General features: G+C 54.4%; 13 protein-coding genes. 4 read left to right on the top strand and 9 right to left on the bottom strand.

Annotated elements, in window-relative coordinates:
* Positions 1 to 99 precede the first annotated feature (99 nt).
* Positions 100 to 378 (bottom strand): stress-induced protein YchH, encoded by a 279-nt coding sequence (gene ychH / locus M2407_RS05060; protein ID WP_041414467.1) that lies wholly within the window; start codon positions 376 to 378, stop codon positions 100 to 102.
* Between the two features lie 313 nt (positions 379 to 691).
* Between ychH and pth the strand changes: the two genes are divergently transcribed.
* Entirely contained in the window at positions 692 to 1,282 is a 591-nt protein-coding gene (gene pth, locus M2407_RS05055) for an aminoacyl-tRNA hydrolase (protein WP_020826441.1), read from the top strand.
* Between the two features lie 39 nt (positions 1,283 to 1,321).
* Here the strand turns inward: pth and M2407_RS05050 are convergent, their stop codons facing one another.
* The gene (locus tag M2407_RS05050) at positions 1,322 to 2,851 is read right to left on the bottom strand and encodes a SulP family inorganic anion transporter (RefSeq protein WP_258089816.1); all 1,530 of its coding nucleotides are present in this window, start codon (positions 2,849 to 2,851) and stop codon (positions 1,322 to 1,324) included.
* A 331-nt stretch (positions 2,852 to 3,182) separates the two neighbouring features.
* Between M2407_RS05050 and ychF the strand changes: the two genes are divergently transcribed.
* The 3 genes from ychF (at position 3,183) to M2407_RS05035 (ending at position 5,497) form a co-directional block, all read left to right on the top strand.
* Positions 3,183 to 4,274 carry a redox-regulated ATPase YchF gene (ychF, locus tag M2407_RS05045; RefSeq protein WP_020826439.1) on the top strand — a complete coding sequence of 364 codons (1,092 nt, stop codon included), beginning with the start codon at positions 3,183 to 3,185 and terminating at the stop codon, positions 4,272 to 4,274.
* 123 nt (positions 4,275 to 4,397) lie between these two features.
* Positions 4,398 to 4,937 carry a dihydrofolate reductase family protein gene (locus tag M2407_RS05040; protein ID WP_130015570.1) on the top strand — a complete coding sequence of 180 codons (540 nt, stop codon included), beginning with the start codon at positions 4,398 to 4,400 and terminating at the stop codon, positions 4,935 to 4,937.
* On the top strand, positions 4,934 to 5,497 hold the full coding sequence (locus M2407_RS05035; protein ID WP_259216908.1) for a TetR/AcrR family transcriptional regulator: 564 nt from the start codon (positions 4,934 to 4,936) through the stop codon (positions 5,495 to 5,497). The genes M2407_RS05040 and M2407_RS05035 overlap by 4 nt, the downstream gene beginning before the upstream one ends.
* On the opposite strand, the gene M2407_RS05030 is transcribed toward M2407_RS05035, so the two are convergent.
* The 7 genes from M2407_RS05030 to M2407_RS05000 all read right to left on the bottom strand — a co-directional run bounded on the left by M2407_RS05030 (position 5,483) and on the right by M2407_RS05000 (position 12,251).
* Positions 5,483 to 6,076, bottom strand: a complete 594-nt coding sequence (locus M2407_RS05030; protein WP_259216907.1) for an ATP-dependent Clp protease proteolytic subunit — start codon at positions 6,074 to 6,076, stop codon at positions 5,483 to 5,485. The genes M2407_RS05035 and M2407_RS05030 overlap by 15 nt on opposite strands.
* Before the next feature lie 41 nt (positions 6,077 to 6,117).
* Positions 6,118 to 6,456, bottom strand: a complete 339-nt coding sequence (locus tag M2407_RS05025; RefSeq protein WP_259216905.1) for an SRPBCC domain-containing protein — start codon at positions 6,454 to 6,456, stop codon at positions 6,118 to 6,120.
* Complete coding sequence (locus tag M2407_RS05020; protein WP_259216902.1) at positions 6,453 to 6,767, bottom strand: helix-turn-helix transcriptional regulator; 315 nt, start codon at positions 6,765 to 6,767, stop codon at positions 6,453 to 6,455. The genes M2407_RS05025 and M2407_RS05020 overlap by 4 nt, the downstream gene beginning before the upstream one ends.
* A gap of 81 nt (positions 6,768 to 6,848) precedes the next feature.
* The gene (locus M2407_RS05015) at positions 6,849 to 8,120 is read right to left on the bottom strand and encodes a NupC/NupG family nucleoside CNT transporter (RefSeq protein WP_128864276.1); all 1,272 of its coding nucleotides are present in this window, start codon (positions 8,118 to 8,120) and stop codon (positions 6,849 to 6,851) included.
* Between the two features lie 172 nt (positions 8,121 to 8,292).
* Positions 8,293 to 9,231, bottom strand: coding sequence for a pseudouridine-5'-phosphate glycosidase (locus M2407_RS05010; RefSeq protein WP_046373838.1), 939 nt, complete (start codon positions 9,229 to 9,231; stop codon positions 8,293 to 8,295).
* Positions 9,228 to 10,346, bottom strand: coding sequence for a PfkB family carbohydrate kinase (locus M2407_RS05005; RefSeq protein ID WP_020826413.1), 1,119 nt, complete (start codon positions 10,344 to 10,346; stop codon positions 9,228 to 9,230). The genes M2407_RS05010 and M2407_RS05005 overlap by 4 nt, the downstream gene beginning before the upstream one ends.
* Before the next feature lie 414 nt (positions 10,347 to 10,760).
* Complete coding sequence (locus M2407_RS05000; RefSeq protein WP_130015563.1) at positions 10,761 to 12,251, bottom strand: amino acid permease; 1,491 nt, start codon at positions 12,249 to 12,251, stop codon at positions 10,761 to 10,763.
* Positions 12,252 to 12,271: the final 20 nt, after the last annotated feature.

Below are 12,271 nucleotides of genomic sequence, written 5' to 3'. Positions count from 1 at the left end.
GCAGCAACGGGTTTTCTACGGGTAGTCAAACATGACCTTAAGCCTTAATGCGCGGCAGATTTCCTTTGCCGTAACGCCTGTTCCCTTCTCTCTTTCTAATCAATGTGACGAACGATGATGATCGTTGCGGCAACGTTTATCAAAGTGTTTTACCCACCAGTAACGATCCGCTACCTGCTCACGACCGCCAATACGCGCACCTACCAGCCACAACAACGCACCCACGAAGATACTCATGATTGCGCCATGGGCGAAAAACTGCGGCAGGTTGAACTGCGAAACTTCAGCAACAATGGAGTATCCGACACCGCCGATCATCACGACCAGGCCCAGCCCCATAAAAAAGTTGCCCATTCTGTCCGCGTTTCTACGTTTCATATGCCACCTCCATAGTGCCATGTGCCAACCGGGATAACTCTCTAACTGGTTAACCCACTTTGATAAGTTAAGTATAGACCCTGGTTGGACAAGGTGATTGCGGAGAGGATCACAAATGGTAAAGAAAACATGACAAAACTTTACCGAAATGAGTCTATTAGCGATCAAATTGAATGATTCCGCTAATGAATTATTCTCTTTTCTGTCTATAGTTCCGTCAATGCGCGACCGGGCATATCAGGATTTTGTCATTCGTGGCGTCGACAGGTAGACTATTGCCCTTTCCATTATATCGATCATAGCGAATCTCCCAGTGAGCAGTATTAAATTGATAGTCGGCCTGGCGAATCCGGGCGCTGAATACGCGCAGACGCGGCACAACGCCGGCGCCTGGTACGTCGATTTACTGGCCCAGCGCCATAACCAGCAGCTCAAAGAAGAGAGCAAGTTCTTCGGCTACACTGCCCGGCTGAACCTGGCCGGCAACGACGTGCGGCTGTTGGTGCCTACCACCTTTATGAATCTCAGCGGCAAAGCGGTATTGGCAATGGCCAATTTCTACCGCATCGAGCCGGACGAAATCCTGGTGGCGCATGACGAGCTGGATATTCCCCCCGGCGTTGCCAAGATCAAACTGGGCGGCGGCAACGGTGGCCACAACGGGCTGAAGGATATTCAGAACAAATTTGGCAATAACCCTAATTTCTATCGCTTGCGCATCGGCATCGGCCACCCGGGCGATAAAAACAAAGTGGTAGGTTTCGTGCTCGGCAAGCCGCCGGCCAGCGAACAAAAAATGATCGATGAAGCGATCGATGAAGCAGCACGCTGTACGGAAGTGCTGCTGACTGACGGGTTGGAAAAAACCGTTCGTCGCCTGCACAGCTTCAAGGCACAGGCCTGATCATCGTTGCAGCGGGCATCGCGCCCGCTGCAATCTGCCTTAGGTGCGCAGTTTAAAGGTTTCTTCGCCGACGTTAGCGTCATCGGTTTGGTAGCCCTCTTCCGCCACGTAATATTGCGGATCGTCCAGTTCATGGCTGCAAAACGGGCCGGCCTGTTTCAGCAGGCGTACACAGTCACCGCTCAGATGACGTAGCCGAATGGTTTTCCCCGCCGCCAGATAGCGTGCCGTCAGCTTATCAATCGCCTCCACACCGCTGGAATCCATCACCCGGGTACCGGCAAAATCCAGCACCACATTTTGCGGATCGTTTTTCGGTTCGAACAGTTCGGCAAAGGCCGTGGTGGAGCCGAAGAACAGCGGCCCGTCCAGCTGATACACCGCCACCTCACCTTCCACCCGATGCTGACGCACGCGAATACGTGCCTGCTGCCAGGCAAATACCAGCGCCGAGATGATCACCCCGCTGATCACCGCCATCGCCAGATCGGTAAAGATGGTAATCAGGGTCACCAGCAGCATCACCAACGCATCCGCCTTCGGCATCCGGCGCAGACGGCGCAGCGAGCTCCACTCAAAGGTGTTGTAACACACCACCAGCATCACCCCGGCCAGCGCCGCCACCGGCAACAGGCCGATATAGCCCGACAGGCTGACCACAAACAGAATCAGCAGTATCGCGCCAACCACGCCGGAGATGCGCCCACGCCCACCTGAAGTGAAGTTGATGATCGACTGGCCAATCATTGCGCAACCGGCGAAACAACCAAACAGGCCACAAACCGCGTTGCCAGCCCCCTGGGCGATGCTCTCGCGGTTGCCGTTGCCTTTCTTGCCGCCCATTTCATCCAACACCGTCATGGTAAGCAGCGATTCGATCAGCCCCACCAGCGCGATTACCACTGCGTACGGCAACACCACTTTCAGCATCTCGAGGGTAAAAGGCGCCATCGGCAGGCTGAAGTGCGGTAATGCACCGGAAATGTCCGCCAAATCGCCGACCCGCAGCGTTTGCAGGTTAAACCCGATTGCCAGAGCAGAAACCACGATAAGCGCCGCCAGTGACGCGGGGATGACGCGCGTCAACCGTGGGAAGAACACCACCACCAGGATCGCAAGAGCCACCAGCCCATACATCAGCAGCCCCTGCCCGGCAATCATATGCAGTTGCGCCAGCATAATGACAATCGCCAGCCCGTTCACGAAGCCGTGAACCGCGGGCAGCGGCACCAGCCGGATAAACTTACCCAGGCGGAAAATGCCGATCAGGATTTGGATAACCCCGGCAAAAATCGTCGCCCACAGTACGTACCCCATGCCGTACTGCGCCGCCAGGCTCATCAGCACCACCACGATTGAACCGGCTGCACCCGACACCATGCCCGGCTTGCCGCCAAACAGCGCGGTGACCAGCCCGATAATAAAGGCGGTGTGCAACCCGACGATCGGAGAAAGCCCGGCGACCAGCGAAAAGCCGACCGCTTCCGGGATCATTGAAACCGCCACCACAAAGCCCGCCAGCACCTCGTTCTTGACGGCCGACAGCCTGAAATTGTTCAGGTTAAACATGGATTATTCACTTCTGACAGATAAAACACATTCCCGCAGCACGGGAACCAAGGCCGCAGGGCGCGGCAAACCTCAGGAGGGAGAGAGCTTAGGGTGGACTGGGCAAGAAGGACATCCGGCACGTTTCCTGTAGGTTAATCAGAAGTGTCAGTATGTGTAAATGTGATCCAAATCTCAATCAAAAACCGGCACTGCCTCGGCATTTACCCATCACACACAGCCAGATCGAGAAAAACGGCCATTACGTGTATAATGGCGCCATTATTTCGTCCTTTATGCAGTGGGTTAAACCTAACCGGCTGATAGTTAAGATATTTAAGGTGATAACAACATGGGATTCAAATGCGGTATCGTCGGCCTGCCTAACGTAGGCAAATCCACCCTGTTCAACGCGTTGACCAAAGCGGGTATCGAAGCAGCCAACTTCCCGTTCTGCACCATTGAACCTAACACCGGTGTGGTGCCGATGCCCGATCCGCGTCTGGACCAGCTGGCCGAGATCGTCAAGCCACAGCGTATCCTGCCAACCACCATGGAATTCGTCGACATCGCCGGCCTGGTCAAGGGCGCGTCCAAAGGTGAAGGTCTGGGTAACCAGTTCCTGACCAACATCCGCGAAACCGAAGCGATTGGCCACGTGGTTCGCTGCTTCGAAAACGACAACATCATCCACGTTAACAACAAAGTTGACCCGGCTGACGACATCGACGTCATCAACACCGAACTGGCCTTGTCGGATCTCGACACCTGCGAACGCGCGATCCACCGCGTGCAGAAGAAAGCCAAAGGCGGCGACAAAGACGCGAAAGCGGAACTGGCAGCCCTGGAAAAATGCCTGCCACAGCTGGAAAACGCCGGCATGCTGCGTGCGCTGGATCTGTCCGAAGAAGACAAGGCGGCCATCCGCTACCTGAGCTTCCTGACGCTGAAACCAACCATGTACATCGCCAACGTCAACGAAGACGGTTTCGAAAACAACCCGTACCTGGACAAAGTGCGTGAAATCGCTGCGGGCGAAGGCTCGGTTGTGGTTGCCGTGTGCGCCGCGGTAGAATCCGACATCGCCGAGCTGGAAGACGAAGACCGCGAAGAATTCATGGCGGAACTGGGCCTGGAAGAGCCGGGCCTGAACCGCGTGATCCGTGCCGGTTACGAGCTGCTGAACCTGCAGACCTACTTCACCGCCGGTGTTAAAGAAGTCCGCGCCTGGACCATCCCGGTCGGCGCTACCGCCCCGCAGGCAGCTGGCAAGATCCACACCGACTTCGAAAAAGGCTTTATCCGCGCCCAGACCATCGCTTTTGAAGACTTCATCACCTACAAGGGTGAGCAAGGTGCCAAAGAAGCCGGCAAGATGCGTTCAGAAGGTAAAGACTACATCGTTAAAGACGGCGACGTGATGAACTTCTTGTTCAACGTCTAACTCCCGCCTCTGCAGCAAACTCCAAAATCCACGCCCCGGCGTGGATTTTTTGTTTTAACCGGTAATGTTGATTTTGGGCCATACCAACGCAATAATATACAGCGTATAAATATGGAGCATTCAATGATCACTACACACGTTTTCATCGCCACCAGCCTGGACGGTTTTATCGCTCGGCAAGATGGCGACATCGACTGGTTATTGCAACGCGACACCTCGGCCGAAGATCATGGCTTCGATACCTTTATCGCTGACAAAGACATGATCCTGATGGGGAGAGGGACTTATGAAAAGGTACTCACCTTCGATATCTGGCCTTATGACCTCCCGGTACTCGTACTGTCCAAACAACTGGCTAATGAGCAGGTCCCTTCTGCCCTGACAGGTAAAGTCCGGTTCGCCAACCTCACGCCAAAATATGCGCTTGAGCAGTTGGCTACACAGAATGTGCACCGCGTCTATGTGGATGGCGGGCAATTAATACAGTCCTTTCTGCGCGAAGGGTTGGTTAGCGATATGGTGATCACCAAGGTTCCCGTACTGCTTGGCTCGGGCAGGCCTCTGTTCGGCTCGCTGCAACAGGACATTGATTTAAAATTACTGTCGAACCGGAGCTTTCCTTCGGGCCTGGTGCAATCCCACTATCAGGTATTGCCCCAATGACTCGTCCACGCGGGCGTCCAACCAACGGAAAAGGAGTAACGCGGGATGACATTCTGGATTCCGCTCTTGGCCTGCTGGATGAAAGTGGCGGACAAGGGCTGACGATGCGCACCCTCGCCACTCGGCTGGGCGTCACGCCGATGAGCCTGTATCACCATATTGGTGATCTGGCCGGACTGTTGCGCGCTTTATCCGATCGCGTCTATGCCGAAGCCATGGAGGGGTTGAACGGATTGGCTGATCCGCGGACAGAAATTCGAACATTGCTCACGCGCTATCATCGCGCAGTCGGCTATCACCCCCAGCTCACGCTGGCAATCTTTGCCACGCCAGAGGCCTTTGCCGGGGTCACCCGGGAGATTACCGATCGCCTTACGGCCTTGCTGGCTGAGATGACGACAGAGCCCCTACAGTGGCGCGATATTTTGGTTGATCATGCCCATGGCAGCGGTTTGGCCCTTGTCGCGGTGCGGGGAGACTCTCTACAGGCGCAGAGCCTGCAAGAACAGTATCTACAGGCCCTTGATCGTCTGCTGGACAGCGTATCATCGCGCCCGTAGCACCTTATCCACCAGCCCCCACTCTACCGCTTGGTCGGCGCTCATAAAGCGGTCGCGATCGAGCGCGCGCTCAACCTCTTCGTAGCGACGACCGCAGTGTTCGGCGTACAGGCGGATCACGGTGTGCTTAGTGCGTTTCATCTCTTCTGCGTGGATAAGGATATCTGACGCTTGCCCCTGAAAACCGCCCAGTGGCTGGTGCACGTGCAGGCTGGCATTGGGCAGCGCCATCCGGTGGCCTGCCTTACCCGCCATCAGCAGGAATGACCCCATCGAGCGAGCTGTGCCCATACACAGCGTATGCACCGGTGCGTTGATGTACTGCATAGTGTCGTAGATGGCAAAGCCGCTGGTGATCACCCCGCCCGGTGAATTGATATATAAATTTATGGGTTTCTCCGGGTTCTCAGCTTCGAGAAACAGCAGTTGAGCACAGAGCATTTCTGCCACCTGATCGTTGACCTCGCCGTTCAGGAAAACGATGCGGTCGCGCAGCAGCCGCGAATAAATATCGAACGAACGTTCTCCCTGGCTGGTCTGTTCTACCACCGTCGGGACGAGCAGCATCGATTCACACATCGGTGAACTCCTGTTTTCAGATTGGAATAATGAGTTGAGCGTCAGGCAGCGCGCATCAGCTGCAATCCACCGTCGTTCGCTGCCGTCAACCTGGCGTCGTCGAGTTGGTGAATGACGCGTAACAGGCTTCCGCCGTCGGCGGCGGGCAGAATTTGCAAAGTCACGGTACTTTCGAGGTACGGCGGTCGATCATCACGCATCCGGTAGCTGATTGCTTCGCCCGGCGTTATCGCTACCGGTTCGGTATCGGCCAGTTCGGCATTCGGTAACCATTGTTCGCGCAATGCCGGGATCCCGATAGCCCGCCAGACTTTCTCTGGCGGCGCATCGAGTTGATACTCCAGCACCAGCGGCGGCTGCGTGGCGTCGGTTGGGGTCATTGATCCATGTCCTTTAGCAAAACGTTCAGCCTGTCGATGCGTGCCGGCCAGAAGGCACGGTATTTGTCCAGCCATTGTGCGAGGACCGCCAACCCTTGCGGGTCAACCTGATAATTGACGAAACGGCCCTGGCGCACCTCGCACACCAGCCCCGCCTGCCGCAACACGGCCAGGTGTTGAGACATCGCAGATTGGCTGATCGTCATGCCTTCACGCAGTGCGCTGGCATTCATGCCGCCAGCGGCCAGTTTTTCGAAGATGCTGCGCCGGGTGGGATCCGCCAGCGCTTTGAAGAGGTCATTTTCATTCATGACTACACATTAGTAGTCACTTATCTAATGCGCAAGTTTAGCGCGGAAAATAATCACGCTCACGCCAAAGAAAGGGCGTGATCATAATGCCACGCTCAAAGCACCGAGACCGATAAACAGCCCGGCGATGGTGGCGCTCATCAGATTAGACAAGGTAGCGGCCAGCAGCGCGCGCAAGCCCAGGCTGGCAATATCCGAAGCGCGTTCCGGTGCTACCGCGCTGAACGCCCCCACCACCACGGCTATCGAGCCGAAGTTGGCGAACCCGCACAGTGCGAAAGAGATGACGGCGATGGTTTTAGGATCGAGCACCGCGACGCTGTCTTTGAGATAGGCTGAAAAATTCACGTATGCGACAAATTCGTTTATCGCCAGCTTCTGGCCAATCAGCCCACCTACTACCCCAGCGTTATCCCAGCTAACCCCCATGATATAAGCCAAAGGCGAGAACACATATCCGAACAACCTTTCCAGGCTAAGCTGTTGCCAGCCAAACAGGCTGCCGACGCCGCCAATCAGGCCATTAATCAGCGCAATTAACGCCACAAAGGCCATTACCACGGTAGCGACGCCCACGGCAATTTTCAGCCCGAGCATCGCACCGCTGGCCGCGGCTTCGATAATGCTCGCCGGGCGTTTTTCACTGAACGCCATCTGGCTGAACTCGACCTGCGACGCCTCGGTTGCCGGGCTCAGCATACGTGCGAACAGAATACCACCGGGGATCGCCATCAACGATGCCGCCAGCAGATATTCAATCGGTACGCCAAGGCCGGCATACCCCACCAACATCGAGCCGGCGATCGACGCCATTCCGCTGCAAATGACGGTAAACAGCTCATTGCGGCTCATCTTGTTAATAAAAGGCTTAAGCACCGCGGGCAGCTCGTTTTGCCCTAAAAAGATGGTGGTCACCGCGGCAAAAGCCTCAACCTTGCTGATGCTCAGCATCTTTTGGAATACGTAGCCCAACAGATTAATCACCCACCCCATCACGCCGAGGTAATAGAGAATCGAAATCAGTGCGGTAATAAAAATAATGGCCGGCAGAACATGAAAAGCGAAAACAAAACCTGCGCCGTCAAACAAGACATTCATTTTAGGGCCGACCAGTCCGCCAAAAATAAATGAGCTACCGGCATCGCTGTACGAAATGACTTTATTGACGCCACCGGCAATGGCATTAACCACCCATTTACCGGCGGGCACATATAACATAATTGCGCCCAACAGCACTTGCAGTATTAATGCGCTGAAAACTGTTCTCAGGCTGATTCGTTTACGGTTGTTGGAAAAAATAAAAGCAATAAGGAGAAGAATACAGATACCTGACAGGCTGCGTAGTAAGTCCATAAATCCGTCCCTTAATACCCGTCGTATTTCAGCCGTAGCGGAAAAGTCATTGGGTATGTAAATGTACCTGTCCTGAAAGGTGAAAAGGGCAAAGCACTCCCCTCCACCTTTCAGGCTGGCGTTTTTATTTAATGTTGTTTATAGGGTAAAACTTAAGGAATAACGCGTCGTCTTAGGCGGCGGCCTCCTGATAACAACAGGCAATTTGCGCGGCCAGCTTGGCGTTGTTGAACACCAATTGAATATTGGCGGTCAGGCTGTCGCCCCCGGTCAATTCAGCCACTCTGGCCAGCAAAAATGGCGTGCTGTCCTTGCCCTGAACGCCTTGTTCAACCGATTCCCGCACGGCACGCTCAATGGCGGCATTAATTTTTTCCTCCGGCACCGCATACTGCGCCGGGATCGGGTTGGCAATCACCATGCCGCCCTCCAGCCCGGTCTGCCACTTGGTGGCCATGGCGCGTGCGATCTCCGCCGGGGCATCCAATTGAATGCTGACCCTGAAGGGGCTGGTACGGCAAAAGAATGCCGGCAGCGTTTGGGTCTGGTAGCCGATCAGTGGTACGCCGTGGGTTTCGAGGTATTCGGTGGTCAGCCCCAAATCCAAAATAGACTTGGCACCGGCGCAGATCACCGCGACATTGGTGCGTGCCAGCTCCTGCAGATCCGCCGAGATATCAAACGTGTGTTCTGCGCCGCGGTGCACGCCGCCGATGCCACCGGTGGCAAAGACGTGAATGCCCGCCATCTCGGCAATAATCATGGTTGAGGCCACGGTGGTCGCCCCGTGTTTACCGGCGGCGACGATGAACGGCAGATCGCGACGGCTCACTTTCGCCACCTTATGGCCCTCTTTACCCAGCAGCTCTATTTCCTCACGGCTTAATCCCGCCTTCATTCGGCCGTTAATGATGGCGATGGTCGCGGGCACCGCGCCGTGATCGCGGATTTTTTGTTCCACTTCCAGCGCCGTCTGCGCGTTCTGCGGGTATGGCATGCCGTGAGAAATGATGGTGGATTCCAGAGCCACAACCGGGCGTTTGTGGGCCAAAGCCTCGGCAACCTCCGGCGAAATGTCCAGATAGTCATGGGAAATCATGTTATTTTTCATGCTTGTAGCTCCAACAGTTTTTGTACGCTGCCATTCGACAGGTTCGGGTTATTGGTAAATTCGGATGCCAGCGTCAATGCCGAGCAGCCCTGCGCAAAACGAATGCTGTCCGCCAGCGTCATATCTTCCAGCCAGCAATGGGCCAGGCCCGCCATCATGGCGTCGCCGGCCCCAGTCACATTGACGATGTCGACGACCAGTGGCTGCGACCAGCCGTTTTGCCCATCAATTTCGCTGTAATAAACCCCGGCTGGCCCCATGCTGAGCGCCAGGCGTTGTACCCCTTGTTGATGGAACCAGCGGGCCACCGCTGGCGCATCCTGCGGCCCGTGGATCGCCATGCCGCTGAGGATCTCGGCTTCGAGGCGATTGGGCTTGAGAGTATGGATATGCGAGAGCCAACGGCGGATTTTGGGCGCTTTAAATGCCGATACGGTGTCAACAAACACCGGCACGCTGCCGGAGTGCCCGAATAGCCAGGCCAGTGCGTCCTCGGTCAGGTTGCAGTCAACCACCAGCACGCCCGCATGCAGGATCAACTCTTTAGACGTGGCCAATAACGCCGGCGTGAGTTTCTCGAGGATGCGCATGTCGTTAATCGCCACCAGCATTTCGCCGTTGTTATCGAGTAAGGAGACATAGGTCGAAGTATTTTCACCGTGCAATTTATGGAAGCTGTCGACATGTACCCCCGCCAGCTTTGCCTGTTCGAATAAGGTTTCACCATAGAAGTCGTCACCGACGACGGAAATAAGGTGACATTCCCGGCCTAACAAGGCGACATTCTGCGCAATATTTCTGCCCACCCCACCTGGCGTGCATTTTATTTTTCCCGGGTTGGAATCTTCATACACTAATTTAGAGGAAGCATAACCGCAGACATCCATATTGGTGGAACCTACGGTTACCACATAGCTGTGCTCCGACAATATATAACCCTTACCCTTTATATATCCTTTATTCATTAAATTCATAATGTGCCCGGCGACACCAGAGCGGCTAATACCTAAAACATCGGCAATTTCCTGCTGTGGGATCAAAGGATCACGTCTCAGAAGATGCAATATCTGTTTTTCTCTGCTGGTCATATTGGACACTTGTTTGTTTTTAAACATACGTTTGTTTTATATCGGGCATGAAAAACAGTAAAGTGGGATTAAAGGCTTTAGCGAAGATTTGGGAAGAGGATCGTAAGATGAATGAACCGGGTTTCAGCGTTAATTCTGTGATACCCATCAAATAATAAAGTCGGTTTTATCCTTCAAAAAGAGTCAAAAATAATCATTAGCCGAGACACAGCATTTTATTCTTATAATAATCTCAACAAAACAACCGGATAGAGTTTTCCGTGACGCAACCTAACATTTGTTGGGTTTACCGAACCTTACCCTTTTCTGATGGAGCTTGGGCAAGCCGTGTTGTCCCCGAAAAGAGATACCTTTCACATTTGTATTGAAATGAAGTCGCGTTCTGGAAACTTGGTGCCCCTCAGCGAGTGCCGAGGGGACGTGGATAAATCACTAATGCGCTTACAAAGTGGTACAGCCCAGATCGCCACTTGCGGCCTTTTTACCCTCCTGCGACTCCAGCGCAATCCTCGCTAATGGCGTGTCCTCATCATAGCGGGCTTGGGCGTCCAGGCTCTTCGAATAGCGGTTGTATTTCCACCAGGCGTAGCCGAGGAACACCACCAGGCCCCCTACGTTATAAAACACAATGGTCATGATACTGGCGCCGGTCGGGAAGGTTGACGCGATAAAGCCTACGGTGAAAATGACAATCAGCGTGCTGACAATCGCAATCCCCTGCAGCCGGGAGCCCATTTTAAAATCACGCTCCACGCGGTCGTACTTCAAACGCAGGTTCAGATAGGCCAGCATGATGAACAACGGCGGCAACATCGAAGCGGCGGCGGTCATGTTTATCAGCGTATTCATTAACTCCTGCACGCTGTCCGAACCCAACGTCGGGATCAGCATCAGCGGGATCACGATAAAGAACTGCAGCCAGGCGGCGCGGGTTGGCACGCCATGCTTATTCAACCGAATGGTCTTCTCGCCAAAGATGCCCTTGGGGATCTCGGTGAAGAAGATTTTGACCGGTGCGGCGGTCCACATCAGCAATGAGCCAAACATCGCGGTAAAGGAAACCAGCCCGACGAAACGGTTCATCAGCACCGCAGGCAGGCCAAAGTGCGCCGACAGGCCTTCGAACACCTGCACCGTGCCACCGGTAAAGTGCAAATCGGCACGGCTAACGAACACGTTAAGCAGCAATGACGCTACCGAATACAGCACGCCAATCACCAGCCCGGAAATGACAATCACCTTAACAAAAGAGCGGCTGCCGCCCTTGACGTCGTTGACGTACACCGCAACCGACTCTGCCCCGCCCGCGGCCTGAAAAATCCAGGCGGTGATACCGAGGAAGGCCCAGCTAAAGCTTGGGGTCATGGCTTCTACGGTAATCGGGTTAGCCGGCTCTATACCGCCAATTACCGCCGCACCGGCCAGAATGATGTAGGAAAACGTCAGCAACAGCATCAACGATGAGGTCACAGAGGTCATCGGGCCCAGCAGTTTGGCACCGCTATTTGAGATATAGGTCGAAAATGCGAACAGGAAAATACTGATGATCGCGGTAGTTAATGGCGTAAAGACGTAGTCATACCCCAAAAACGCGTAGGAGGCGTAAGCGATGACCCTCGGCAGCAGCGCGGTGAAGAAGAATAAATTCACGAACCAGTAGGTATAGGCGGTCATAAATGCCCAGCGTCCGCCTAACGCGCTTTTTACCCAAGCGTATACGCCCGCCTCGGAGTTTTTATTCAACGATACGAACTCGGCAATGATCAGGCAGAAAGGAATAAAATAGATAATGGTCGCCACCAAAAATACCGGGGCGGATGCGATGCCAAGCTGGATATTATTATTTATCACATTATTGAAGCTGAACACTGCCGCGAACGTCATCGCCAGCAGGCCAAACTTGCCGATAGTATTTCTATTCGACACAGCCATAGACACTCTCCGAAATTTGT

The organism is Serratia sp. BIGb0234, from assembly GCF_024809915.1.
Taxonomy (GTDB): domain Bacteria; phylum Pseudomonadota; class Gammaproteobacteria; order Enterobacterales; family Enterobacteriaceae; genus Serratia; species Serratia liquefaciens.
This window is presented reverse-complemented; position numbering and strand designations above follow the sequence as displayed.

Excerpts from the sequence above, each read along its gene's own strand:
- M2407_RS05010 (WP_046373838.1), bottom strand. The coding sequence starts at position 9,231 with ATGAAAAATAACATGATTTCCCATGACTATCTGGACATTTCGCCGGAG.
- M2407_RS05030 (WP_259216907.1), bottom strand. The coding sequence starts at position 6,076 with ATGTGTGAATCGATGCTGCTCGTCCCGACGGTGGTAGAACAGACCAGC.
- ychH (WP_041414467.1), bottom strand. The coding sequence starts at position 378 with ATGAAACGTAGAAACGCGGACAGAATGGGCAACTTTTTTATGGGGCTG.
- M2407_RS05025 (WP_259216905.1), bottom strand. The coding sequence starts at position 6,456 with ATGACCCCAACCGACGCCACGCAGCCGCCGCTGGTGCTGGAGTATCAA.
- M2407_RS05005 (WP_020826413.1), bottom strand. The coding sequence starts at position 10,346 with ATGTTTAAAAACAAACAAGTGTCCAATATGACCAGCAGAGAAAAACAG.
- M2407_RS05015 (WP_128864276.1), bottom strand. The coding sequence starts at position 8,120 with ATGGACTTACTACGCAGCCTGTCAGGTATCTGTATTCTTCTCCTTATT.
- M2407_RS05040 (WP_130015570.1), top strand. The coding sequence starts at position 4,398 with ATGATCACTACACACGTTTTCATCGCCACCAGCCTGGACGGTTTTATC.
- M2407_RS05020 (WP_259216902.1), bottom strand. The coding sequence starts at position 6,767 with ATGAATGAAAATGACCTCTTCAAAGCGCTGGCGGATCCCACCCGGCGC.
- M2407_RS05035 (WP_259216908.1), top strand. The coding sequence starts at position 4,934 with ATGACTCGTCCACGCGGGCGTCCAACCAACGGAAAAGGAGTAACGCGG.
- M2407_RS05050 (WP_258089816.1), bottom strand. The coding sequence starts at position 2,851 with ATGTTTAACCTGAACAATTTCAGGCTGTCGGCCGTCAAGAACGAGGTG.
- ychF (WP_020826439.1), top strand. The coding sequence starts at position 3,183 with ATGGGATTCAAATGCGGTATCGTCGGCCTGCCTAACGTAGGCAAATCC.
- M2407_RS05000 (WP_130015563.1), bottom strand. The coding sequence starts at position 12,251 with ATGGCTGTGTCGAATAGAAATACTATCGGCAAGTTTGGCCTGCTGGCG.